We start from the raw sequence: 24133 nt of genomic DNA on the forward strand, positions 1-24133 counted from the left end.
TGTATGGCATTTAAGTAATTCGAACTACATTTGCACTGCGTATAAAGTATGACTTTATACAAAACAATTATTTTTTTGTTAAGCAATACAAAATACTTTTAGACGTTATAAGTGTAATTGCTTATTAAAAAATAAAAATTATTGATACTTTTTCGATTAAATGAAAGTATTCACATTGCTAATTAAACGTTAATTATTAAATTGCGTACAATTTTATATCCATTTATAACGAGATGAAGATTAAAGAACTTTTAAACTTTCGACTACTGGCAGGTATATTAGTTGCTGCTAGTATTACGAGTTGTGGAAATTCAAACAGCAACGTATCAACGGCTACTGGTTGGAAAATCAATGATAGTAAAGGTGGTTTTCAATACAACACCAAATACGAACAACGTACTCCTAAAGGAATGGTTGCTGTAGAAGGAGGTACATTTACAATGGGACGTATACAAGAGGATATCCTTGCTGATTGGAATAACAATCCTAAAGAAATGTACGTACAATCGTTTTATATGGATGAAACAGAAACTACCAATATCATGTATAATGAATACTTATATTGGTTGCGTACTGTATATCCTCAAAACAATGAATTATATCAAGAGATTTATAAAAGTGCTATTCCTGATACGACAGTATGGAGAGGTCCTTCTGGGTTCAACGAATCACTTATCACTAGCTACTTAAGACACCCTGCTTATGCTAACTATCCTGTAGTGGGTGTTACTTGGGTACAAGCAAATGATTATGCTAAATGGAGAACTGATCGTGTTAACGAATTAGCACTAGAAAAAGCAGGTTATTTAAAGAAAGATGCTAAAATTCTTGAAGCAGGATCTGATGCTCACTTTAGCACAGATACTTACCTTATCTCTCCAGAATCTGTTTATGGAGGGAATAGCGATATCGCTTATAAAGGAAAAGGAAACAAAGCACAAGAAGGTGATCGCAACTTATACGCTACTCAAAACTCTGGTTTGTTTACCTCACAGTTTAGACTTCCTACAGAAGCTGAATGGGAATACGCTGCTATAGGATTAGTAGGTAACAGAGAGTACAACAACTATAAAGGACGTAAAAAATATCCTTGGGATAAAAGCAGCAAACGCAAAAAAGGAAAACCAATCGTTCAGAACACTAAATATGCTAACTATAAACAAGGTCGTGGTGACTATGGTGGTATAGCGGGGTGGTCTACTGACAATGGTGATATCACTAATGCAGTAAAATCATACCCTCCTAATGATTTCGGTTTATACGACATGTCTGGTAACGTTGCTGAATGGGTAGCTGACGTTTATGACCCAACTATTGATCTAAACGACACTGACTTCAACTTCTATAAAGGAAATGTTTACTATAAAAACAAAATAGGTGCTGATGGTAAAATCGAAATTACAACAAATGAAACTGTGAAGTTTGATACATTAAGCACTGGTAAATTAAGAGTTCGCAATCTACCTGGACAAATTGCTCAAGAAGAATTAGACCCTTCTATATTTGATGACAATATCCAGACAGGTTTAGGTGGTAAAATAAAAGGAGAAGGTCCTAAACCAATTAAAAAAGTTACTCTTTACGATGAGAAATCTCGTGTTATAAAAGGAGGTTCATGGAAAGATAGAGCATATTGGTTAGACCCTGCTACGAGAAGATTCTTCCCAGAAGACCAAGCTACAGATTATATTGGATTCAGATTAGCAATGACTAAAGTAGGTCCTAAATCAGATAAGCGAAAAACGAAGAATTAACATATTTTAAAATATTCTTTTTTCAAAAGCCCTAATTGTATTAGGGCTTTTTTTTATACTTTTGATTCATGGATATTACTGAAATTTACCAATGTTTTTTACAGTGTGATGGTGTATCTACTGATACTAGAAACATACATCCTAACTCTCTTTTTTTCGCATTAAAAGGAGATAACTTTGATGCTAACGAGTTTGCTCAAGACGCACTTAATAAAGGGGCTGCCTTTGTGATTATGGACAATAAAAAGCTGATTACTGATCCAGCTAAAATGCTTTATGTACCAGATGCCTTAGGAGCTTTACAACAGTTAGCTAAACACCATAGACAACAACTAGGCTTACCTATTATAGCGCTAACAGGTAGTAATGGAAAGACTACTTCTAAAGAACTTATCGCTACAGTACTAAGCAAAAAATATAAAGTAACAGCTACTAAAGGAAACCTAAACAACCATATTGGTGTTCCGCTTACATTACTTTCACTTACAGAAGAGACAGACTTAGGTATTATAGAAATGGGGGCTAACCACAAACAAGAAATAGCTTTCTTATGTGAATTAGCTGATCCTGACTTCGGGTACATTACTAACTTTGGAAAAGCACATTTAGATGGCTTTGGTGGGTTTGAAGGTGTTATTAAGGCTAAAAGTGAATTATACGACTATTTAGAAGATAACTATAAAACAGCTTTTGTCAACTTAGATGACCCTAGACAAGATGCAAAAACAATGACCTTCAGCCGTTATACTTTTGGTACAGATTCCTCTGCTGATATCGTTATTGAACAATTAGAAGCTCAACCTAACGCTACAGTATACTATAAAGGAGAGGTAATTAACTCTAACCTTACAGGAATCTATAACGCGACTAATATAGCTGCTGCATTAACTATCGGTCAATTCTTCAATGTGGATTTAAACGATATTAAAGAAGCCATAGAACACTATATCCCTACTAATAATAGATCACAGTGGATTACTAAAGATAACTCTATGATCTTATTAGATGCTTATAATGCTAATCCTAGCAGTATGGACGCTGTATTGACTAACTTTGATCAACTAAATGATCAACGCGATAAAGTATTCGTCTTAGGAGATATGCTTGAGCTAGGAAAAGAAGGTTATAAAGAGCACAAAGATATCGTGACTAGATTAAGTGATGTTAAAAATAAAACAGCATACTTTATAGGAAGAGAGTTCTTTAAAGCATCTATTAATGTCACACAAGAAGACATACACTTCTTCGAAACGTTTGACTTGTTTAAACAACATATTCTTGACCATTCTAACGAAGTATTTAAGAATAAGCTAATCTTGATTAAAGGATCAAGAGGGATAGCACTAGAAAGAACCTTAGACTTAATATAACAAAAAAGAGCTTAAATAATTATTTAAGCTCTTTTTTATTTATCTTCTTGGCTATCGATTTCCAATCTTGTAATTAACGGGAAGTGATCCGAATTTTTAAACTCTGGATAAGTCTTAAATGACTTGACATGAATACGAGGATCTACGAACACATAGTCAATACGCATCGGATAAGCGAAGTCATACGTCTTACCAAATCCTGTCCCCCCTTCTACGAATGCATCATTTAGATTCCCTCTAATATTCCTATACACATACGAGAATGCACTATTATTCATATCTCCACAGATAATCTTAGGGATAGACACATCATTCATATGAGATTCTATTAACTCGGATTGCATCTGCTGTTCTTTAAATGCCTTTGCTATACGATTAACGATTAGCTTAGACTTAGCCTCATCAATACTCTCGTGGATATCAGGGCTAATACTGATAGATTGTAAGTGAATACTATACACTCTTATTGTATCTTGATCTTTTAGAATATCTGCAAAAATCACATTGTTATTAGAACTAGGTAAGTTAATCTCTCCCTTATCTATAATTCTAAACTTAGAATAAATAGCCTGTCCCGTTTTTATCTTATTACCATGTGAGGTAATAAACTTATAAGGATATTGGCTGAACTTTATATTTGTATTCTTAGAATATTCTTGAAAGCACAATACATCAGGATCATGTAGATCTACAAACTCTTTAATCTTATCAGGAACATGCTCATCTGGGATCCAATTAAACAAGTTAAAAAGACGAACATTATAACTCATTAAAGTGAACTCCTTTTCTCCGACCTCCTCATTTCTACCTGAGAACTTATAAAACTTATTAGCAAAAGTAATCCCAAGTATTAGAATTAAAGAAGACAACCATATTTGCCTTTTTAATTGAATTAACCAATAGATAAAGAACGCTAGATTAATAATCAAAAAGAAAGGTAATATTAGCGTAAATACAGATAATAAAGGAAATAACTTAGGTGCTAAAAAAGGCAAAAAATACCCTACTAATGACATAATCGCCATTAATATATTAGTCCCAAATACAAACTTGTTAAACCAAGATAGGTTCTTCATATTTTACTCTTTTCCAGCTCTAAACAGAAAGTCTTTCTCTTCTTTAGTAAGGCTTTCATATCCAGATTTACTGATTTTATCTAATATTTTATCTATTTTCTGTTGTCTCTCATCCTTGTTTTCACTGACTGTTGTTTCTCGGCGATTCTCTTTATTATTTACATATACCTTCTTAAAACGAGTTCCTTGATTTCGTTTAAATAGGTTACTTATTTTATCAAAGATAATGCTTAAATCGGTTCCTGCCTCTAACATTTTAATATAGATCAGTCCCATTAGCGCACCACCTAAGTGAGCCAGATGCCCTCCTACATTACTTGTATTCAACTGGATAACATCTAAAATAATGATAAAAGTAGCAATATGCCACATCTTTACATTTCCGATTAAAGCTAATCGCACTTGCATCATAGGAGCATGCACTGCCACTCCTACTAATGGAGCTATAGTAGCTGCTGAGGCTCCTACTAGTATAGACCCTGTCGACATAAACATTCCACCTAGCAAGAAGATCACACCACCTAATAAAGCACCTAATAGATACAAAGTTAAAAACTGCTTGTCTGTAAAAAAAGTAGCAAATAATCTTCCTACAAAAAACAAGACAATCATATTAAAAAGAAGGTGAATCACTCCTGCATGTACGAATGAATACGTCAATAACGTCCATGGCTTATACAATAGTGACATAGGGTTACTCCCAAGAGCTAACCAAGATAATAAACTAGCGCTAAAGGAAGAAAAGAATACTTGCAACAACATAATGATTACTGAAATACCTACATTCCAGTAAATCAACTTTTGCACAATACCACCAGCTCTATACTGGAACTTCAAATCATCTAATAGCTTACTCATTATCTATCCCAACGGTTATTGTTAAACTGTGTCTTCTTATAATACATCATTAATAAATACCCCATCAATGCTCCCCCTATATGAGCGAAGTGAGCGATACCTCCACCTCCACCGAATAGACTGAAGCTACCTGCAACACCTCCGTATAAATCTATCAATAAAATACCTGGTACAAAATATTTAGCTTTAATAGGCACTGGGATAAACATCATCATTAACTCTGCATTAGGAAACATAAACGCAAAGGCTACTAACAACCCATACACAGCACCTGATGCCCCTACTACAGGCGTATTATATGCAGATAGAAAATTATGTAACTGACCATCTCCTAGTATACCTCCCCATCTTAGATCATACTTTCCTTCTTTTAATAGCGCCATTACATCACTAACATTATACCCATTATCTGTAAGAGTAGACACAGCAGAATGAACACTAAAATAATTCACTCCTGTATGTAATAGAGCCGCTCCAAATCCACATAGCAAGTAAAAAGTAAGAAACTTCTTACCTCCCCACATCATCTCTAACGTACTACCAAAAGAGAACAAAGCAAACATATTAAACAGAATATGCATGATACTCCCATGCATGAACATATGAGTTAAAGGTTGCCAAACATAGAATGATGGACTTTCAAAATAATACATTGCGAATAACTCTTTGATCGCTGGTATAAACATACTAGCTCCGAAGAAGATTACATTCACTATAATTAAATGTTTTACTGTCTCTGATATTCTCATTATAATGCGAATTTTTTTTCTATATCCTCTACTTTCATCGTTACAAAAGTAGGTTTCATAAAAGGTGATACACTTGGTTCTTGACAAGCGAATAATGAGTTCACAATATTCTCTTGTTCTTCATCATTTAGCACAGTTCCTGTCTTCACAGATAAACTATGTGCTAATGATTTGGCAATGCGGTCACTTTGTCCCATTGCTGTCTTAGGTACTCCATCTTGGAAGTCACTAATCAAATCTTCTAATACGATAGAAGCCTCACTCTCTGATATATTAACAGGCAATCCTGAGATAACCACATAATCTTGTGTCATGTGTTCAAACCCAAAACCAGTCTGTTGTAACATCGGGTATAACTCTCTTAGTATTTCTACCTCATAAGGAGAGTAATACAATGTCAATGGAAATAATAACTGTTGAGAAGAGGCTGTATGATTCTGTATACTCTCCATAAACTTCTCATACAATATACGCTGATGCGCTCTCCCCTGATCGATGATTACCATTCCTGACTTTATCGGACTGACAATGTACTTTCTATTAATCTGGAAGCGTTTCACTCCCGTGATTTCCTCTTGTTTATTTTCGAACAGATTCCCTGTCACAAAATCACTCTCTAATTTTATGCCAGACACATCTAGATCTTCCCCAGAAGAACGAAGTCCTTCATAGAGATTCTCCCATCCTTCTATATTACTCTTAGAAGACAAGGCTCCTTTAGAGAATGAGGATGACGAACTCTTCTTCACAGAAAGTTTATTAAACTTAGATTCTATAACATCTGGTTCTTTATTTACTTTAGATCCCAGTGTGATTTCCTCTTCATATCTATCCTCTACAGTATTATTTCCTTTGCTCTCTAGTACTTCACCTAGATCATCGGTATAACTTAAAGGGCTATGATTACTTTTACTCTCTAACGTCTCACCTAAAGAAATATTTTCTTCCGTATTACTTTTACTTTCTAGGACATCTATAAAGCGGTTATTCTCTATATCATTCCCCTTATTCGTCACCTTATCCCCGAACGGATTCATGGATACATACGTCTCATTATTCTCCAGATCATCTATAAAGCGAGTGTTCTCTATACTACTATCCGTAGCTCCGATAAACATAGCCGCATTATTATCAAATGGATTATATTCAAACTTATCTGACTCTGTAAGTAGCTCTCTGTGAAAAGGGTTAAAGTTTCTATCTACTTCTATAGTAGGAGTTGATGCTTCTTTTCCCTCGAAGTCATACGGAGTATCTAAACTAGCATCTCTCTGAAAATCTAATACCGGCGCTACATTAAACTGTCCAAGACTATGCTTAATGATAGAGCGAAGAATACTGTATAAGGCCTGTTCATCGTCGAACTTTACCTCAGTCTTCGTTGGATGTATATTGATATCTATACTATCTGGTGGTACATTAAAGTAGATGAAATAGCTAGGGTGTGTTCCTTCTTTTAGAAGTCCTTCATAAGCCGCCATAATAGCATGGTGTAAATAACCACTTTTAACAAAGCGATCATTCACAAAGAAGAATTGCTCTCCTCTACTCTTTTTAGCAAACTCAGGTTTCCCTACAAATCCTGTTACCTCTACGATCTCTGTATTCTCTTTAATAGGTACTAACTTTTCGTTCGTTCTAGTACCGAATACATTGACTATACGCTGACGAGCATTCGTAGGCAATAGATTAAACACTTCGCTACCATTGTGTATTAAAGAGAAATGTATATTGTGATGCACTAATACGATTCTCTCAAACTCATCAATAATATTTCTAAACTCTACATTATCGGACTTTAAGAAATTGCGTCGTGCGGGTATATTAAAAAATAAATTCTTTACTGAAAATGAAGTCCCTGCAGGAGTAACAGCTACTTCCTGACTCACTAGTTTAGTCCCTTCTATAACGATATGGGTACCTAGCTCAGCCTCATGTGTACGAGTCTTTAACTCCACGTGAGCAATCGCTGCGATAGAAGCCAAAGCCTCTCCTCTAAATCCTTTAGTACTTAGCGCAAATAAATCCTCTGCTTTGGAAATCTTAGAAGTAGCATGACGCTCGAATGACATACGTGCATCGACATCACTCATACCCTTTCCATTATCAATAACCTGTATTAAAGTTTTACCAGCTTCTTTTAGAATCAACTTAATCTCTGTAGCTCCAGCATCGACAGAGTTCTCTATCAATTCCTTAACCACAGACGAAGGGCGTTGTACTACTTCCCCTGCTGCTATCTGATTCGCTACGTGATCTGGTAGTAAACGAATAATATCTGACATCTATTTGCTCCTCTATTATTAATCTAATTGTTTAGATAAATTCCACTTAAAGGACAAATTTAAAGAATTAAAAATTCCTTTACTATTTCTCTATTGTAATTTATTTCTAAAATATAGAGGACACTTTCTGAATTATAGAATTAAACACTACTCACCTCATCCTATGACAACCTTTTTTTAAATACTTATCTAGTAAATAACATTGCTGATAAGTTCTAGAATAATTATGATGATAGTACATCCACCCCCCTTATCATTCTGAGCCTGCGAAGAACCTCCATCCTATATGTTTGTGGAGTTACTAGTGAGATGCTTCCTTTGTCAGCATGACATTGTTAGAGGTAAGTATATCCACTCCTACTCTCATTCTGAGCCTGCGAAGAATCCCATCCTATATATTTGTGGAGTTACTAGTGAGATGCTTCCTTTGTCAGCATGACATTGGTCGTGGTTAGTATATCTAGTTGCTATGTCCTTCTGAGCCTGCGAAGAATCCCATCCTATATGTTTGTGGAGTTACTAGTGAGATGCTTCTCACATACCCTACCATCGCAGACTTTGTCAGCCTAGTAGTTTAGAGGAAAATGCTCTGAGAATAAAAGGAGCATCCTTGGACAAACACACGCTTTCCTCCACTAAATACGGAGTATTGTCCATGTATTGTCGAAGGATCTCAGCAGAACCCCCTATTTCTATGGGCTGAAAGCCTATACAAGTAAAACACAAATTTGACCTAAAAATAAATAAATAACTATAAATCAATAAGTTAACAAAAAACCAATACTAAAAAAAAGCATATACTTTTTTTAATTTAAAGCCCCAAAAGAAGGAAAATAGAGGGTAAAGAGTAAAAAAGTAGGATTAGTTCTCTTTAAACCCCTAAAAAAGGTGCTGAAATAGATCCATTTTTTAAAAAAAGAAGAAAGATTATTTTAGAAAAGAAAAAATATAAAGAAAAGAGGTACCCGCTAAACAGTATTAATAGTCAGACATCCCCACTTACTGAAAAATATAAAACAAAAAAAGAGGATTTCTATTGCTAGAAATCCTCTATCTTATATATTATAAACAGATTGAGCTTATGCTTTTCTATTTAAATCTATCATTTTTAAAGCTGCGATAGCTGCTTCTGTACCTTTGTTTCCGTGTTCTCCACCACTACGAGCAATAGATTGTTCGATATGGTTATCTGTCAGTAGACAGAAGATCACAGGGATATCAGAGATTAGGTTAAGGTCTTTAATACCATGTGTCACTCCTTCGCATACGAAGTCGAAATGCATCGTCTCTCCCTTAATCACACACCCTACTACAATAACTGCATCTAAGGTCTCATCTGCTTCTATCATTTTTTTTGCTCCGAAAATTAATTCAAAGCTACCTGGTACATTCCAGCGAACTATGTTTTCAGCTAATAGACCACAGTCTAATAAGGCTGCTTCTGCACCAGAATACAATCCATTAGTGATTTGGTCATTCCACTCTGATACTACGACACCTACTCTAAAATCTTTCCCGTCAGGAAGTGTAGTTTTATCGTATTCAGATAAGTTTTTATTTGCTGTTGCCATACTTATTGTGCTAAACCTATCAAGGCATCTACTCCTCTGTATTCTACAGAACCTTGGTAGTTATTTTTAATCTCGTTGAAGCTCTTAAGTGCTTCTTCTTTATTACCTAATTCTAAAGCAACTAAACCTGCTTTATTTAAATATCTAGGTGTAGTAAAATCGTTCTTCTGCTTAGCAGCTGCTTTTTGATAATACTCTAAAGCTTGCTCTTGTTGCCCTAATTCAGAGAAAGCATCTCCAATAGCTCCTAAAGCTAATGGTGCTAATACTGCATCATTTCCTTTGAATTTCTCTAAGTGCTCGATTGCTTTAGCGAAATCTCCTTTATGTAAATATGCTGTACCCGCATAATAGTTTGCTAAATCTGCAGACTGTGTACCACCGTAATTTTCTATAATTCCTAAGAATCCTAGTTTACCTTCTCCACCGTTAAGTGCTAAGTTAAATAAAGAGTCTTTAGCAGTACCATTCATTAAAGCATCGTTATAATAACTCTGTGCCTGAAACATTTCGTTCGCAGCGTCATCATTTTTTGGCTCAACAACAAATTTGTCATAACCAACATACCCCAAAGTAGCCAAAGCAACAGCACCTACGATACCAAAAATTACTTTTTGATTGCGCACTACCCAGCTTTCCATTCTATTTGCTCCTTGATCTAAAGAGTTAAATACCTCAGCTGTCTTACTGTTAGATGAATCAATATTGTTATATTGTTCAAACTCATTATCTTCTTTTTCTTGTTCAGGTTTAGGGGCTTTATAACCTCTTTTATTATAAGTTGCCATTTATACAAAGTTTAATGAGTCGCAAAAATAGGATTTTTATTGTAATATAAAAGTGCTTTCTATCTATATTTTTGATAATTTGCACCAAAATTTGATAAAGCACTCTCTAAAACGTTAAAATAACCAGTAACCACGTGTATTTAAAAAAATTAAACATATTAAATTTCAAGAATATTAGCGATAATACTTTCTCTTTTGACCAGAAAATAAACTGTTTTATTGGGTTAAATGGAGTTGGTAAAACCAATATCTTAGATGCTATATATTATATGGCTTACGGGAAGAGTTACTTCAACCCTATAGCTGTACAGAATATCAAACACAACGAAGATTTTTTTGTAATCGATGGTACATTCATTAGAGATGAAAAGGAAGAGCACATCGTATGTAGCCTAAAAAAAGGACAGAAAAAAATCCTAAAGAGAAACAATAAAAACTACGAACGATTCTCTGATCACTTTGGCTTTATTCCCCTAGTGATTATCTCTCCTTCTGACAGCGACTTAATTACAGAAGGAAGTGAGACTAGACGTAAGTTTATCGATAGTGTGATCTCTCAGATGGACAGCAACTATCTACAACTGCTTATACAATACCAGAAGCTAATCAGTCAGCGTAATGCGCTTCTTAAGAGCTTCGCTCAGAATCACTATTTCGACGGAGAGACGTTGGCAGTCTATAATGAGCAGATTGCAGAATTGGCACACCCTATTCACGAGAAAAGAAGAGATTTCATCAAAGAGTTCACTCCTATATTCTCTCATTATCACAGTCTGATCACAGAGAATAAAGATGATGTATCTCTAGAATATGAGACGCAGTTAGATGATAAATCTATGCTAGACCTATTCGCAGAGAATCTTGCCAAAGACCGTATGCTACAGTACACCTCTGTCGGGATACATAAAGATGACTTGGCATTCGAACTGACAGGACATCCTATTAAAAAGTTTGGTTCACAAGGACAGCAAAAGTCATTCTTAATCGCATTAAAATTGGCTCAATTTGAGTTTTTAAAAACACAGCGAGGCGTAGCTCCTATCCTCTTATTTGACGATATCTTTGACAAATTAGACGAGAATAGAGTCCGCAAGATTTTAGAGCTAGTTAATTTAGATACCTTTGGTCAACTCTTTATTTCGGATACACACGCTGATCGAACAGAAAGCTTGTTAAATAGTGTAAACCAAGATTACGAGATTTTTAAAATTCAACAAAACGAAGAATAAACTAATAATACCCCTAAGACAATGAATATTCACGAGAATGTATCGCTAAAACCATATAATACGTTTGGATTAGATGTAATGGCTAAATATTTTATTGAAATAAAACAGATAAATGATCTAAAAGAAATAGTCAAGGCTAATAAAAGTGACAAGCTATTCATCTTAGGAGGAGGTAGTAATATGCTACTAACACAAGACATCAATAAGATCGTCATCAAGCTAGATCTAAAAGGAATCAATATCATCAATGAGGATAACGACTATGTATATGTAGAGGCTGAGGCTGGAGAGAATTGGCATGAGTTCGTCCTATGGTGTATCGAGCACAACTATGGAGGTGTGGAGAACTTATCTCTTATACCAGGTAATGTAGGGACTACGCCTATCCAAAATATTGGTGCTTATGGAGTAGAGATTAAAGATGTGCTACACAGCTGTAAGGCTCTTAATATGGAGACATTAGAAATAAGAGACTTCACAAATGCTGAATGTGAGTTTGACTATAGAGAAAGTGTGTTTAAAAATGCGCTAAAGAATCAATACATCATTCTATCTGCAACGTATAAACTAACTAAACAAAATCACAATCTAAAGGTAGAATACGGCGCTATAAAAAGTCAATTAGACGCTGATAACATTACTGCTCCTAGTATTAGAGATATTAGTAATGCTGTGATCTCTATCAGACAGAGTAAGCTGCCTGATCCTAAAGAAATCGGTAATAGTGGTAGCTTCTTTAAAAACCCTATCGTAGACAGAGACACCTTCGAAAGACTGCACAGAGTATACCCTAGCATGCCTCATTATGTCATCAATGAACAGGAGGTAAAAATACCTGCAGGATGGCTAATCGAGACCAGTGGCTTTAAGGGATACCGACTAGGTGATGCTGGTGTACATGAGAAGCAAGCTCTAGTGCTAGTTAATTACGGAAAAGCAGAAGGCGAGCAAATCAAGAAACTAGCAGAGACTGTACAGCGAGAAGTTTTTAATTTATTTGGTATTTCTATTCATGCAGAAGTCAATATCTTTTAAAAATGTATTTAGCTTGTTTAAAATACTTTTATAAGTAAATATATACACCTATTTGGGGTGAATTACTACATATTTTCTTTTAGATAAATATATCTATCTAATAAAATACAATACAGATGTAACCCAAAAGCAGTATAATCAAAATATATAAACTATTTTTAAACAAGCATCTATATTCTTTTAACAGATTAATCGTACATTTGCAGACCTTACGGGAATAGATATTCACTATGCTAACACTTTTATTTTACATTTTCATTGCTGTTATAGTTATAGAAATATTACAGTATATTATCATCTATGGACCACTAGCTATGTCTAGTAGCCTTCCGACTAAACGATATGCTGACCTAGAACCTATCTCTGTCATTGCTTATGTAAAAGATCAACAGGAGAAGTTAGAAAACTTCCTTTCTGTACTTATACAACAAGACTATCCTGAGTATGAAGTAATACTAGTCTATAGTGCCTCTGATGACGAAAGCTTAGAAATATTAGAAAAATTCTGTTTGACTTACCCTAACACTAGACTAGTCAATGTAGAAAATATCGAGGCCTTCTGGGGCAATAAGAAGTACGCCTTAACTCTAGGGATGAAGGTGGCTAAGTATGAGCGCTTCATCTTTACAGAACCTGCTGTCACTCCTATATCAGATAAATGGTTGCTAGCGATAAGCAAAGGATTCTCTTCTACTAAGAAAGTAATACTAGGACATACTAAAATCGAAAAAAAGAAAAGGTCTTTTATCAATCAATTAATCCGTTTCCAAAATACGTATAAGACAATAAACCTATTCTCATGGGTGTCGTATGGCAGACCTATCCACGGAAATGCTTATAACCAAGGATATAATAAAGAGTTGTTCTTTAAAGTAAACGGGTTTATAGACCATATGAAAACTCCTTATGGAGATGAGTATGCCTTCATCAATCAAATAGGGACAAGTAGTAATACAACAACCGCACATGATCGCGACAGCTTCGTATGCTTACAAGTGGAGAGCAAGACTAGTACATGGACAGGTAATATAAAGAAGTACGACTTACTCCTTAGAACCTCATCTATCTTTACACAATTTAAGATTAGATTCTTTAGTCTATGTCACCTTCTATTCATCGGGCTATTCACTACGCTGATCAGTTTTCTTTTTAACTGGGAGATTGTACTAGGGTTATTTGTATTCCGTTATTTGATTATATACATCTATAACTATAAGTTATTTAAAGTATTTGATGATAAAGATTTGGTCTGGACACTGCCATTCTTAGAAATTATTCATATTTTTATCACTACGTATTACTCAATAGTACATTTTATTACACGTAAAAAAATTTGAAAAACTTAGTTCAAGAAAATATCCTAGCAGCTCAAAAGGGAGACCAGATAGCGTTTACCTTCTTGCTAAACCATTATTGGTCTGAAGTATATAACTTTATGCTTAAAAGAACAGCAAATGAAGTGGATGCTGAAGATATTACTATTGAAACTTTTTCGAAGGCATTTACCAATATCAGTAAGTACGACCCTACTTATGCCTTTAATACTTGGCTGATCAGCATTGCTAAAAATGTGCATATCGATATGATCAGAAAGCGCAAGAATATGTCTTTCTTAGATATCAATGACGAGGAGAATCAACAGTATCACGATATCATAGATGATACGATGAACAAAGAAGATGAACTGATACAAGAACAGAATCTAGTGATCTTTAAAAGTTATATCAACTTACTTAAACCCCATTATCAAGAAGTAATAGATATGCGTTTCTTCCAAGAAATGTCTTATAACGAAATCGCAGAAGCCTTAAATGAGCCTTTAAACAATGTCAAGGTCAAGATTATGCGTGCTAAAAAACTATTAGCAGAGATTATCCTTAAACAGATAGATCAAAACTTCTCTATCTAATCTTCACAAACTATAATACCCTATAATTAAGTATAAATTTTCGTTTCTAATAATCACAGTACGTGAAGTGACTTTAAAAATATTAGTATTATTTTTATTTACCATTCTTTATTTCACATGCAAGATTAGCAATACACTTCTATAATATCCAGCTATTTAGCTAAAATACTTCCAATCTTATAATTATTTTATAACGAGTAAAAAAAGTTCATTCAATTTTTAAAAACTGATATTTATCACAATAAAAGATAATAAGGTCTTCTATCTTTGATATACAAAAATGAACAAAAGAACACAGTTATGAATACAAAGGTACAAACACTAAAAACCAAACTTGGAGTACTACTATTATCTCTAGGTTTACTAACAATCGGAGGCTGTCAACAGAAGGACAAGACTCCTACAAAGATGACTCCAGAGATGGCTGAACAAATAGTAGTCAAAGGAGAAGCTGAAGCTGAACTAACTGCACCTCCCCTAGTACCTAAACCTGTAGGAAAAAGGGATGCGACGAAACTAATTGTTAATCTAGAGATTTTAGAACAAGAAGGTGAAATGGTAGATGGGGTAAAATACATGTATTGGACCTTCGGTGGTACCGTACCTGGTAGCTTTATCCGTACACGTGTAGGTGATGAAGTAGAGTTCACACTTAAAAATCACCCTGACAATAAACTTCCTCACAATATTGACCTTCACGCTGTGACAGGTCCTGGAGGTGGAGCTGCATCATCACTAGTAGCGCCTGGACACGAGGTAACGTTCTCTTTTAAAACACTACATCCTGGTCTATATGTATACCACTGTGCTACTGCTCCAGTAGGGATGCATATCGCTAACGGGATGTATGGTCTAATCTTAGTAGAGCCTGAAGGTGGACTACCTCCTGTAGACAAAGAGTACTATGTGATGCAAGGGGACTTCTATACAAAAGGGAACTATGGAGAGAAAGGACTACAACCATTCGACATGAATAAAGCATTAAAAGAACAGCCTGATTATGTAGTATTCAATGGACATGTAAACGGATTGGTCAATGAAAACGCAATCACTGCTAAAGTAGGAGAAACAGTAAGATTATATGTAGGTAATGGTGGACCTAACTTAGTGAGTTCTTTCCACGTAATCGGAGAGATCTTCGATAGAGTACATGTAGAAGGAGCTGATCTAATCAACGAAAACGTACAGACTACACTTATACCAGCAGGAGGTGCGGCGATAGTAGAATTTAAAGTAAATACACCTGGTACATTTGTATTAGTAGACCACTCTATCTTTAGAGCCTTTAATAAAGGAGCTCTGGGAATGCTTAAAGTAGAAGGAGACGAAAATCAGAAAGTATTTGCAGGTAAAATAAAAGAAGGAATATACTTACCTGAAGGAGGTACTATACAAAATATGCCTAAAGAACCAGCTAAAAAAGAGGTAATAGAAAACAAAACGCTTGCACAACAAATAGCTGATGGTAAGAGTGTATTTACTAGAACATGTTTTGCTTGTCACCAATCTGAAGGACAGGGTATAGAGAAAATATTCCCTCCTCTAGCAAAATCTGATTACTTAAATGCAGATGTGAATAGAGCGATAAAAACAGTTATAAACGGACTACAAGGAGAGATTACAGTTAACAAAGTAAAATATAACTCTATCATGACAAGTCAAAACTTAAGTGACCAAGAGATTGCTGACGTACTGACTTATGTGTACAATAGTTGGGGAAATAATAAAACTGTAGTGAGCCCTCAAATGGTTCAAAAAAATAGATAAAATGTTTTTTCTTGATAAATCAAACTTCATTGTGTGTCTTCTGAGCATAGTAACCTTAACAGGAATATATGCTCAGAAAATGACACCGATGGTCACTATCAAAAGTGGAACTTTTGTTCCACTTTACGGTAGTACAGAAGACGGCTATGTAAAAGTAGCTTCTTTCAAAATGGATCAATACGCTGTGACCAATGAACAGTATGTAGAGTTCTTAAAGAAAAACTCAAATTACCAACGCTCACAGATCAAAGCATTATTTGCTAATAAAAGTTATTTATCTCATTGGAAAAGTGATTTAGACTATGGCGACTTAAAACCTAATGCTCCTGTGACCAATGTATCTTGGTTCGCAGCTAAAAAATACTGTGAACTACAAGGCAAAAGATTACCTACTATGGATGAATGGGAATATGTAGCTATGGCTGATGCTAAGAATATGGATGCTCGCCAAAAAGAAGAATACAATAAGTATATCCTCGCTTGGTACGAGACTCCTAAGACTTATGTCAATCCTGTAGGGAGCACCTTTAAAAATTACTGGGGTGTATATGATATGCATGGCTTAATATGGGAGTGGGTAGCAGACTATAATTCAATCTTCTTGTCTGGAGAAAGTCGCAAAGACAAGGGCAATGACGAGAACTTATTCTGTGGAAGTGCTTCTATTAATGCTTCTGACCTGATGGACTATGCTGCCTTTATGCGATACGGTTTTAGAGGTAGTCTTAGAGCTAACTTTACAACAAAAAACTTAGGTTTTAGATGTGCACAAAACCCTTAAAAAAAAAGAACATCATTATGAAAAAGACATTGATAGCATTACTAAGCTGCTCTACTTTACTACTAACTAGTTGTAAAGAGACTAAAGCTACAGAAGAACAACCTCAAGCTACAGAACAGACAACAGAGTCACAAGAGATTTCTGATTTGTCTATTTACAATCTACCTTCTACCTGGACTACACAAGATGGTAAGGATATTGAGTTAAAAGACTTACAGGGCAATGTATTAGTCATGGTCATGATTTATACTTCTTGTAAAGCTGCATGTCCTCGATTAGTAGCTGATATGCGTAATATCGAGGAAAGAGTAAAAGGTAAAAACGCAGATAAGGTAAAATATGTATTAGTCAGCATTGACCCACAAGTAGATACTCCTGAACGTCTAAAAGCATTTGCTAAAGAGAATCAAATGGATGGTCCTCAATGGGTATTCTTACGTTCTACTGAAGAAGACACAAGAGAATTTGCAGCTACTCTAGCTGTGAATTACAAAAAGATCTCTCCAATAGACTTCTCTCACTCTAATATCATTAGTGTATTTAATACCAAAGGAGAATTAGATTATCAACAAGAGGGGCTCGGTATAGACTATGCCCCTACTGTAAAAGAAATAGAGCGACAACTCGCTTTAATCAAATAAGAAAGTTAGTTATTAATTTGATAATATACTGCTCTGCTTCATAATAGAAGTAGAGCAGTATTTTTTTTGTACATAAAGTGCCTTTAATTCTAGTTACTTATTTAAGAATATAAAATAGTACCAATAATAAAAAGCTATTACTTGATCATTTCAAAAGTATAATCAAACAATAGCTTTATATATAATAATACTAACAGGTATTTTAATAGTTAAGCAAATAACCCCAACAATACCTTTCACTTATAAATTCATTCCTCTTTATATCCCTCCATATCTAATAAAACTACCTAATATAAGCATCACAATACTAATAGCCGTAACAGATAAAATATGGAATGTCATTAAAGGAAGTTTCTTAATATCAGTCTTTAGACGAGGCAATACGTAAAACTGAGCACTTAGTGCAAATAATGCGATAGTGAATAGACATGCTAATTTTAAAGAAACAACACGTTCTATTGGAGTTTCAAAAGCAAACCAACTCGCTAACTTTACATTGTAGATATAGGCCATACGCACACCTGTTAGCAACATCACAAATAAAGCTGGCATACCAAACCACTCATACCTACTCTCAAAGTTAAATAACTTCTCTACTGACTTCTCTTTCCATACTTGAGGTAATATCACTACACTTAATAAGATATGTCCTCCTACCCATATAGTAGCCCCTAATAGGTGTAATATTAATAAAAGGTGTAATTCATTCATGACTTTCCAATTTTAATGTATGAGAATAATAAAAACAAGATACTGATGGGAAGTAATACAGATGCCCAAAATAAGAGCACAGGTGTATTGGCTATCCAAACAACTCCGATAAAACCTTGTAATCCTTGTATAAACAAAATTATTTCTGTCAATACAAAACCAACTACTAAGAATAGTATTCCTGTCTTTAACCAAGTATTTACAACTATTCTTTTTTCTTGAACCATTAACCAAATTCCAAAACCACTCAAGACTCCTAACATATTCAAATGGATAAAACCAATGATCCAACTGCGCAAAGCTTGTAATTGAATAGCTATTGATTCTGATATAGCTAATAACTGTGTACCTATTCGCATTATAAGGCATATTCCTGCTAATACTAATAAAAGCCACACAAAGACATTTTCATTGTTATTTCGTTGCTTAAATACTTTAAAAAAGGGTTTTATTAAATATCCTACTGAATACAATTGCAATAAAACGCCTACAGCATTTAAGTAATGTAGTATAGGTAATTCTACATACCAACTCACAGGTAAAGCATAAGTGAGTATTACAGATACTATCCAAGTATAATAAAAAGGTTTAAACTTAGATAAAGAGTATCCCTTAAACACAATGCCAAACAATAAGGCTAAAAAGGCAGTTAAGAACCATCCGTCAAACTGAAAATGTAAGAAGAACTGTATGCATATCTGATAGAATGCACTAGCCTTCCCCATCATGCCTACTGCTGGTCCTAAGCACCAAACTCCTATGGTAGAAAATGCCATAAAGAACAAAGAGGTTTTTAGTAATGTACCTTGCTGTGTCTCTGAGGCAGTGTTGTTCTTCCATAAATGAATGACAAATACATAAGAACAAATAATGTGTAAAGTAGAAAAAGCAATAGAGGCTACGGCATATCCCATAAAAGGAAATGTCAGTGCCATTCCAAGCACAGCTAATTGAGTCATCCAAAAAAGTCGGGCATAAAACTTCTCTTCTTTAAGCGTTTTTTTTCCAAACTGTTGAACAAACAATACATAAACCAATAAATACAACCATCCTAATAAAGCAATATGAGAGTGTGTATGTAAAATATACAAAAATGTCACTCCTTCTATCGGGTAGACGAACATACTTCTTAGCAAAAATCCTAATAGGGCTGCTGTAAGAAAGTTGACCAAAGGAATGATGTAATAGACTGGTTTCATAAGCTGTTATACAAGAAGTGCCTTAAACTTAAAGGTAAGGCACTTCTATGAAATTTGAAAAAGATTACTCGAATTTTTGTTCTAATACTATTGCACTTGGAAACAAAATATTATTTTCTAAGTGAATGTGTTTATGTAGGTCATCTTCGAACTCTTTTAGCATAGCGTAAGTAACCTTATATGTATTACATCCATCTGCTGGTGGTGTATAATTATTAGACAACTCTGCTATTTTTCGGAAACGTTCACCTTCCCCATCATGTTCATGCATCATCATGGCAACTGGATTTTGTACTGTACCAAAATGAGGTGTTTCTAAAGGTTGTCCTGAGATAGTTGAAGACACCATCTTACGAATAAATGGAAATAGAACAAGCTCTTCTTTTTTTAAGTGTTGGCTTAACTCCGCTGCACATCCAATAAACAATTCATTTATTTCAATTAACTCTGGGTGTCTATCTCCATGTACACTACTCAGTTTATTTAAAAATTGTAATAATACTGGGATCTTCTCCTCTACATATCGATGGTGTGTCTTCTCAATATAATCAGCTAACAAATCTAAAGGCCAATGTCTAAAATCGATATTATTCTCTGCTTGTTGTGTCAATAATCGTTCTAACTCTCCAATTAACTCTTCTCTATTGACTGATTTCTTTTCACATACCTCTTCAATAGTACGTCCTCCTTTACAACAAAAATCAATTCCATATCTATTGAATATTGCTGCTGTTCTAAAATCTTCTGCTACAAATGAGCCTACTGTTCTATTTATCATGATTGCTTTTTTTTAATGTTAATTTGAATACGAATAAAACGATAGCGAAAATACCTACTGTAAAGATTACGTCACCGATGGTACGTAGCCATTTCAGCGTATTCATAGCTGGTAGCTGCATAAGTTCGCTAGAACGCGCATACCACATACCGTGTTGAATACTTTCAATCGCTTGCCAAATACCGATAGGTAATAAACTTAAAAGTGCCATTAATAATAACCCTAAGTTCAATCCCCAGAAGCCTATTTTCAATAACTTCTCATTCCATTTAATATCTCTATATATACTTCTTAATACGAATAGCATAAGTCCAATTCCCAACATTCCATATACTCCAAATAAAGCAGTATGTGCGTGAAGAGGTGTTGTATTAAGTCCTTGTACATAATACAGTGCTATCGGTGGATTAATAATAAAGCCAAATACACCTGCTCCTAAGAAGTTCCAGAATGCCACTGCTATCATAAAGTATATAGGCCATTTATAATCCTGTAACCATCCTTTATGTGTAGATATTTTATAGTTCTCATAAGCTTCATAACCTATCAAAGTCAAAGGCACCACTTCTAAAGCACTGAACGTTGCTCCTAATGCCATTACTGCTGTTGGCGTTCCAGAGAAATATAAATGATGGAATGTACCTATAATCCCTCCAGACATAAATACAACAGTAGAGAACAATGCGCCATTAGTAGCTGTCTTGGTTTTAATCAACCCCATTCGTACGAATAAGAACGCTAAAACAACAGTTGCAAACACTTCAAAGAAGCCCTCTACCCATAAATGCACTACCCACCATCTCCAATATTCTGCTATTGCCAAGTTAGTTTGTCTTCCCCACATTAGCCCTGCTCCATAGAATAAAGCAATTGCACCACATGAGATTAAGAAAAGTATAATCAAATTGCGATGGCTTCCTTTTTCTTTCAATACAGGTAACAACGGTCTAATCATTAAAGCTAACCATACAAATAAGCCTACAAATAAGAAGATCTGCCAGAAACGACCTAAGTCTACATATTCATATCCTTGATGTCCGAACCAGAAGTTCTGTACTAAGTTTAGTTTTTGCATAATACCAAACCACTGACCAATCATAGACCCCAACACAATAATCAATAAGGCTATAAATAGGAAGTTCACTCCGAATACTTGAAACTTAGGATCCTTGCCTCCTACTGCAGGTGCAATATATAATCCTGTTCCTAACCAAGCAGTAGCTATCCAAAAAATAGCCAATTGGGTATGCCATGTACGCGTTACTGAATAAGGTAGAATTTGATCTAATGGAATACCATATAAACCTTGTCCTTCTACTCCATAATGAGCTGTTACAATTCCTAATCCTACTTGTAATAGCATCAATAAACATACTACCCAGAAATATTTCTTCAAGATAGTCATACTCTTAGTTACAGTTCCGTTTGATACAGGATCTTCCACTGGCACCATGTCTTCTTCCTCTTGCTTAGAGGCTACGTGATAATAAACTAATACCCCTACTGCAAAAATCAATAAGATAACACTCACTCCAGACCAAGCGATAAGAGGTGTAGTAGCTACGTTACCTACTAACTCTTCCGCAGGCCAGTTATGTGTATAACTAACATCATTATCTGGTCTATTAGTTACAGTAGCCCATGTAGCCCAAAAGAAGAAAGCATTCATTTGTTTCAATCTTGTTGGATCAGTTAGCGCATTATTAGGTATTGCATAATCTTTACGCAGTTGCGTAAATTCAGGGTCATCTGTAAATAACTTAGTATAATACTCCTGAAGATGTAAACGAGCTTTATTTCGTTCCTCTGTAATCGTCAAAACACCAGTTGCTTTGTCATAAGTATTAGCTCTAATATTAGCTTGTAAATGTGCTTTTAAATAAGCCTGTTCTTCTAATGAACTATTTTCATAAGACTTATTATACTTCTCTTGAGCATAATACTCCAATAAATACAATGCTTCTCTATGCAGAAAATCAGCAGTCCAATCAGGAGCAACATAAGCTCCATGTCCCCATACAGAGCCAACTTCTTGGCCTCCTATACTCTGCCAGACATTCTGACCGTCTTTTATATCACTAGCAGTTAATACAATTTCACCATTAGTTGTTCTAACTTCGATGGGTACTGGTGGTGCTTCTTGATAAATTTCAATACCGAAATAACCGAGTACCCCAAATGAGAATAACATTACTATCGTAAATGCTATCCATAACTTTCTTTGTCTATTTTTCATACTTTTAAATAGAAGACTTTTTTATCCTTTATTGTTTTGTAAAAAAAGGGAAGTTACTCCCCACGTATAATTACAACTTCAAGAAAGTATCACCAGACTTGGTACCATTGGCTAACTCTCGCAAAGTAGTAGTTTCTAACATATTTCTCAACCCTTCTCGGATTGCTTTAAATTTAAAGTGAACAGGACATGGGTGCGTCTCAGAACACTGAGCTAACCCTAATCCACATCCCTTGTAGATAGAATCACCATCGATCACATTCACCACCTCACATAGCTTAATATTGTCTAAGCTTGCTATCGGAATTTCAAATCCTCCTCCTACTCCCTTAACCGATTCAATCACTCCACTCTTAGATAGCTTTTGAAGTATCTTAGCTGTAAAAGCTTCTGGAGCATCTATCTCTTTTGCTATTTCTTTAAAGCCTACACGCTCCCCTTTCAGTGAAGATACTGAGATAAAAACAACTGAACGAATAGCGTATTCACAAGCTTTAGAAAACATATCATTTATTTTAATAGTACAAATATAAAACAATTCTACATATAAAAGACAATAAAGTCCTTTATATGTAAAATAAAAAAGCAATATTAATCTAATAGACTAATATTGCTTCCTATATAGATAATTATACATTATAACTTATCTAAAAATTATTTCTTTTATTACCTCTCTCCCTAGCTCCTCATTTATCATTCTAATTATCTTACTCTTTCCATAAGTTAATTCTTCGCGTACAATAGGAGAAGACAAAGCTACATAAAGTACATCACGTTTTAAAAGTATATCTAATGTATAATTAGCTATTCCTGGTCCTAATAGATTCTTCCAAGCGGCACGAACATCAAGATTATCAATTCCTTTATCTAAGTTATTCTCCTTTATAAAAATCTTTAAAAGATCCTGAATACTACTCTCTTCTCGTAATCGTTTATTTACATCATACTTCTTCAATGCCTAAATTATTTTAAAGTAAAAGGTACCGCCTTTTTATAATAGTAGATAATATCATTTTCGTTTTTTACAACAAACTCATCCTCATCCAATTCTACTAACTCTTCCTTCCATTCAGCAAACTCAGTCTTATACATTAACCAAGTCTTACCTGCCTCATTAACTATAGTTAGGTTTTCTTGCACCTCATTCGTTAAATACTCACCATTCACCTGTGGCATTACTTTCTGACGAAAACCAACTCCTTTATCATTTATCTCAAAGAAATCAATAGAAGAATTAATGGTATAATCTTTCACCTCACCATCTGGCAATTTTGCTTTCTCTATTTCCCAATAACCATTAATTACCTTTAAGTCCTCAGGTGTAAATTCTTTCCCACAGCTTGCTACTAAAAAAAGTATACCTATGAAAAACACTTTATATAATCTACTCATAACT

At 34.7% G+C, this 24133-nt stretch carries 22 protein-coding genes; 9 read left to right on the top strand and 13 right to left on the bottom strand.

All coding sequences use genetic code 11. The annotated features are described in order from the left end of the window. The first annotated feature begins 233 nt into the window (after window positions 1–233). Window positions 234–1754, top strand: coding sequence for a gliding motility lipoprotein GldJ (gene gldJ, locus E0Z07_RS01840; RefSeq protein ID WP_006260275.1), 1521 nt, complete (start codon window positions 234–236; stop codon window positions 1752–1754). Window positions 1755–1822: 68 nt separating this feature from the next. After that, entirely contained in the window at window positions 1823–3124 is a 1302-nt protein-coding gene (locus tag E0Z07_RS01845) for a UDP-N-acetylmuramoyl-tripeptide--D-alanyl-D-alanine ligase (RefSeq protein WP_006260276.1), read from the top strand. A gap of 35 nt (window positions 3125–3159) precedes the next feature. On the opposite strand, the gene E0Z07_RS01850 is transcribed toward E0Z07_RS01845, so the two are convergent. The 6 genes from E0Z07_RS01850 to E0Z07_RS01875 form a co-directional block, all read right to left on the bottom strand. Next, complete coding sequence (locus tag E0Z07_RS01850) at window positions 3160–4200, bottom strand: endonuclease/exonuclease/phosphatase family protein (RefSeq protein ID WP_006260277.1); 1041 nt, start codon at window positions 4198–4200, stop codon at window positions 3160–3162. A 3-nt stretch (window positions 4201–4203) separates the two neighbouring features. Beyond that, window positions 4204–5058: a rhomboid family intramembrane serine protease gene (locus E0Z07_RS01855; protein WP_006260278.1), complete on the bottom strand. Its 855-nt coding sequence runs from the start codon at window positions 5056–5058 to the stop codon at window positions 4204–4206. Beyond that, window positions 5058–5807 (bottom strand): rhomboid family intramembrane serine protease, encoded by a 750-nt coding sequence (locus tag E0Z07_RS01860; RefSeq protein WP_131540173.1) that lies wholly within the window; start codon window positions 5805–5807, stop codon window positions 5058–5060. The genes E0Z07_RS01855 and E0Z07_RS01860 overlap by 1 nt, the downstream gene beginning before the upstream one ends. Then, window positions 5807–8092, bottom strand: coding sequence for a DNA mismatch repair endonuclease MutL (mutL, locus tag E0Z07_RS01865; protein WP_131540174.1), 2286 nt, complete (start codon window positions 8090–8092; stop codon window positions 5807–5809). The genes E0Z07_RS01860 and mutL overlap by 1 nt, the downstream gene beginning before the upstream one ends. A gap of 1079 nt (window positions 8093–9171) precedes the next feature. Further along, complete coding sequence (gene ribH, locus E0Z07_RS01870; RefSeq protein WP_073028960.1) at window positions 9172–9663, bottom strand: 6,7-dimethyl-8-ribityllumazine synthase; 492 nt, start codon at window positions 9661–9663, stop codon at window positions 9172–9174. Between the two features lie 2 nt (window positions 9664–9665). Continuing rightward, window positions 9666–10451: a YfgM family protein gene (locus E0Z07_RS01875; protein WP_006261999.1), complete on the bottom strand. Its 786-nt coding sequence runs from the start codon at window positions 10449–10451 to the stop codon at window positions 9666–9668. 134 nt (window positions 10452–10585) lie between these two features. Between E0Z07_RS01875 and recF the strand changes: the two genes are divergently transcribed. The 7 genes from recF (at window position 10586) to E0Z07_RS01910 (ending at window position 17813) form a co-directional block, all read left to right on the top strand. After that, window positions 10586–11680: a DNA replication/repair protein RecF gene (gene recF / locus E0Z07_RS01880; RefSeq protein ID WP_131540175.1), complete on the top strand. Its 1095-nt coding sequence runs from the start codon at window positions 10586–10588 to the stop codon at window positions 11678–11680. Window positions 11681–11701: 21 nt separating this feature from the next. After that, window positions 11702–12715 (top strand): UDP-N-acetylmuramate dehydrogenase, encoded by a 1014-nt coding sequence (gene murB / locus E0Z07_RS01885; protein WP_131540176.1) that lies wholly within the window; start codon window positions 11702–11704, stop codon window positions 12713–12715. Between the two features lie 230 nt (window positions 12716–12945). Next, window positions 12946–14052 carry a glycosyltransferase family 2 protein gene (locus E0Z07_RS01890; protein ID WP_131540177.1) on the top strand — a complete coding sequence of 369 codons (1107 nt, stop codon included), beginning with the start codon at window positions 12946–12948 and terminating at the stop codon, window positions 14050–14052. After that, window positions 14049–14624, top strand: coding sequence for an RNA polymerase sigma factor (locus tag E0Z07_RS01895; RefSeq protein ID WP_006262003.1), 576 nt, complete (start codon window positions 14049–14051; stop codon window positions 14622–14624). The genes E0Z07_RS01890 and E0Z07_RS01895 overlap by 4 nt, the downstream gene beginning before the upstream one ends. Before the next feature lie 267 nt (window positions 14625–14891). Continuing rightward, window positions 14892–16391, top strand: coding sequence for a copper-containing nitrite reductase (gene nirK, locus E0Z07_RS01900; protein ID WP_006260290.1), 1500 nt, complete (start codon window positions 14892–14894; stop codon window positions 16389–16391). A 1-nt stretch (window position 16392) separates the two neighbouring features. Next, window positions 16393–17172 carry a formylglycine-generating enzyme family protein gene (locus tag E0Z07_RS01905; protein ID WP_131540178.1) on the top strand — a complete coding sequence of 260 codons (780 nt, stop codon included), beginning with the start codon at window positions 16393–16395 and terminating at the stop codon, window positions 17170–17172. 17 nt (window positions 17173–17189) lie between these two features. After that, entirely contained in the window at window positions 17190–17813 is a 624-nt protein-coding gene (locus tag E0Z07_RS01910; RefSeq protein WP_006260292.1) for an SCO family protein, read from the top strand. 258 nt (window positions 17814–18071) lie between these two features. Here E0Z07_RS01910 and E0Z07_RS01915 read toward each other — a convergent pair whose 3' ends face one another. The 7 genes from E0Z07_RS01915 to E0Z07_RS01945 form a co-directional block, all read right to left on the bottom strand. Next, complete coding sequence (locus E0Z07_RS01915; protein ID WP_006262007.1) at window positions 18072–18524, bottom strand: CopD family protein; 453 nt, start codon at window positions 18522–18524, stop codon at window positions 18072–18074. Beyond that, window positions 18521–19723 carry a hypothetical protein gene (locus E0Z07_RS01920; RefSeq protein ID WP_006262008.1) on the bottom strand — a complete coding sequence of 401 codons (1203 nt, stop codon included), beginning with the start codon at window positions 19721–19723 and terminating at the stop codon, window positions 18521–18523. The genes E0Z07_RS01915 and E0Z07_RS01920 overlap by 4 nt, the downstream gene beginning before the upstream one ends. A 64-nt stretch (window positions 19724–19787) precedes the next feature. Then, window positions 19788–20501 (bottom strand): iron-sulfur cluster repair di-iron protein, encoded by a 714-nt coding sequence (ric, locus tag E0Z07_RS01925; RefSeq protein WP_006262009.1) that lies wholly within the window; start codon window positions 20499–20501, stop codon window positions 19788–19790. Continuing rightward, window positions 20491–22737 (bottom strand): nitric-oxide reductase large subunit, encoded by a 2247-nt coding sequence (locus E0Z07_RS01930; RefSeq protein WP_006262010.1) that lies wholly within the window; start codon window positions 22735–22737, stop codon window positions 20491–20493. The genes ric and E0Z07_RS01930 overlap by 11 nt, the downstream gene beginning before the upstream one ends. Before the next feature lie 70 nt (window positions 22738–22807). Next, the gene (locus E0Z07_RS01935; RefSeq protein WP_006262011.1) at window positions 22808–23242 is read right to left on the bottom strand and encodes an RrF2 family transcriptional regulator; all 435 of its coding nucleotides are present in this window, start codon (window positions 23240–23242) and stop codon (window positions 22808–22810) included. Between the two features lie 138 nt (window positions 23243–23380). Next, complete coding sequence (locus E0Z07_RS01940; protein WP_006260299.1) at window positions 23381–23692, bottom strand: DUF721 domain-containing protein; 312 nt, start codon at window positions 23690–23692, stop codon at window positions 23381–23383. Window positions 23693–23700: 8 nt separating this feature from the next. Beyond that, the gene (locus E0Z07_RS01945) at window positions 23701–24129 is read right to left on the bottom strand and encodes a hypothetical protein (RefSeq protein ID WP_006260300.1); all 429 of its coding nucleotides are present in this window, start codon (window positions 24127–24129) and stop codon (window positions 23701–23703) included. Between the last annotated feature and the right edge of the window lie 4 nt (window positions 24130–24133).

It is taken from the genome of Myroides odoratimimus, assembly GCF_004337635.1.
Lineage (GTDB): Bacteria > Bacteroidota > Bacteroidia > Flavobacteriales > Flavobacteriaceae > Flavobacterium > Flavobacterium odoratimimum.

Excerpts from the sequence above, each read along its gene's own strand:
- gldJ (WP_006260275.1), top strand. The coding sequence starts at position 234 with ATGAAGATTAAAGAACTTTTAAACTTTCGACTACTGGCAGGTATATTA.
- E0Z07_RS01845 (WP_006260276.1), top strand. The coding sequence starts at position 1,823 with ATGGATATTACTGAAATTTACCAATGTTTTTTACAGTGTGATGGTGTA.
- E0Z07_RS01850 (WP_006260277.1), bottom strand. The coding sequence starts at position 4,200 with ATGAAGAACCTATCTTGGTTTAACAAGTTTGTATTTGGGACTAATATA.
- E0Z07_RS01855 (WP_006260278.1), bottom strand. The coding sequence starts at position 5,058 with ATGAGTAAGCTATTAGATGATTTGAAGTTCCAGTATAGAGCTGGTGGT.
- E0Z07_RS01860 (WP_131540173.1), bottom strand. The coding sequence starts at position 5,807 with ATGAGAATATCAGAGACAGTAAAACATTTAATTATAGTGAATGTAATC.
- mutL (WP_131540174.1), bottom strand. The coding sequence starts at position 8,092 with ATGTCAGATATTATTCGTTTACTACCAGATCACGTAGCGAATCAGATA.
- ribH (WP_073028960.1), bottom strand. The coding sequence starts at position 9,663 with ATGGCAACAGCAAATAAAAACTTATCTGAATACGATAAAACTACACTT.
- E0Z07_RS01875 (WP_006261999.1), bottom strand. The coding sequence starts at position 10,451 with ATGGCAACTTATAATAAAAGAGGTTATAAAGCCCCTAAACCTGAACAA.
- murB (WP_131540176.1), top strand. The coding sequence starts at position 11,702 with ATGAATATTCACGAGAATGTATCGCTAAAACCATATAATACGTTTGGA.
- E0Z07_RS01890 (WP_131540177.1), top strand. The coding sequence starts at position 12,946 with ATGCTAACACTTTTATTTTACATTTTCATTGCTGTTATAGTTATAGAA.
- E0Z07_RS01905 (WP_131540178.1), top strand. The coding sequence starts at position 16,393 with ATGTTTTTTCTTGATAAATCAAACTTCATTGTGTGTCTTCTGAGCATA.
- E0Z07_RS01910 (WP_006260292.1), top strand. The coding sequence starts at position 17,190 with ATGAAAAAGACATTGATAGCATTACTAAGCTGCTCTACTTTACTACTA.
- E0Z07_RS01915 (WP_006262007.1), bottom strand. The coding sequence starts at position 18,524 with ATGAATGAATTACACCTTTTATTAATATTACACCTATTAGGGGCTACT.
- E0Z07_RS01920 (WP_006262008.1), bottom strand. The coding sequence starts at position 19,723 with ATGAAACCAGTCTATTACATCATTCCTTTGGTCAACTTTCTTACAGCA.
- ric (WP_006262009.1), bottom strand. The coding sequence starts at position 20,501 with ATGATAAATAGAACAGTAGGCTCATTTGTAGCAGAAGATTTTAGAACA.
- E0Z07_RS01930 (WP_006262010.1), bottom strand. The coding sequence starts at position 22,737 with ATGAAAAATAGACAAAGAAAGTTATGGATAGCATTTACGATAGTAATG.
- E0Z07_RS01935 (WP_006262011.1), bottom strand. The coding sequence starts at position 23,242 with ATGTTTTCTAAAGCTTGTGAATACGCTATTCGTTCAGTTGTTTTTATC.
- E0Z07_RS01945 (WP_006260300.1), bottom strand. The coding sequence starts at position 24,129 with ATGAGTAGATTATATAAAGTGTTTTTCATAGGTATACTTTTTTTAGTA.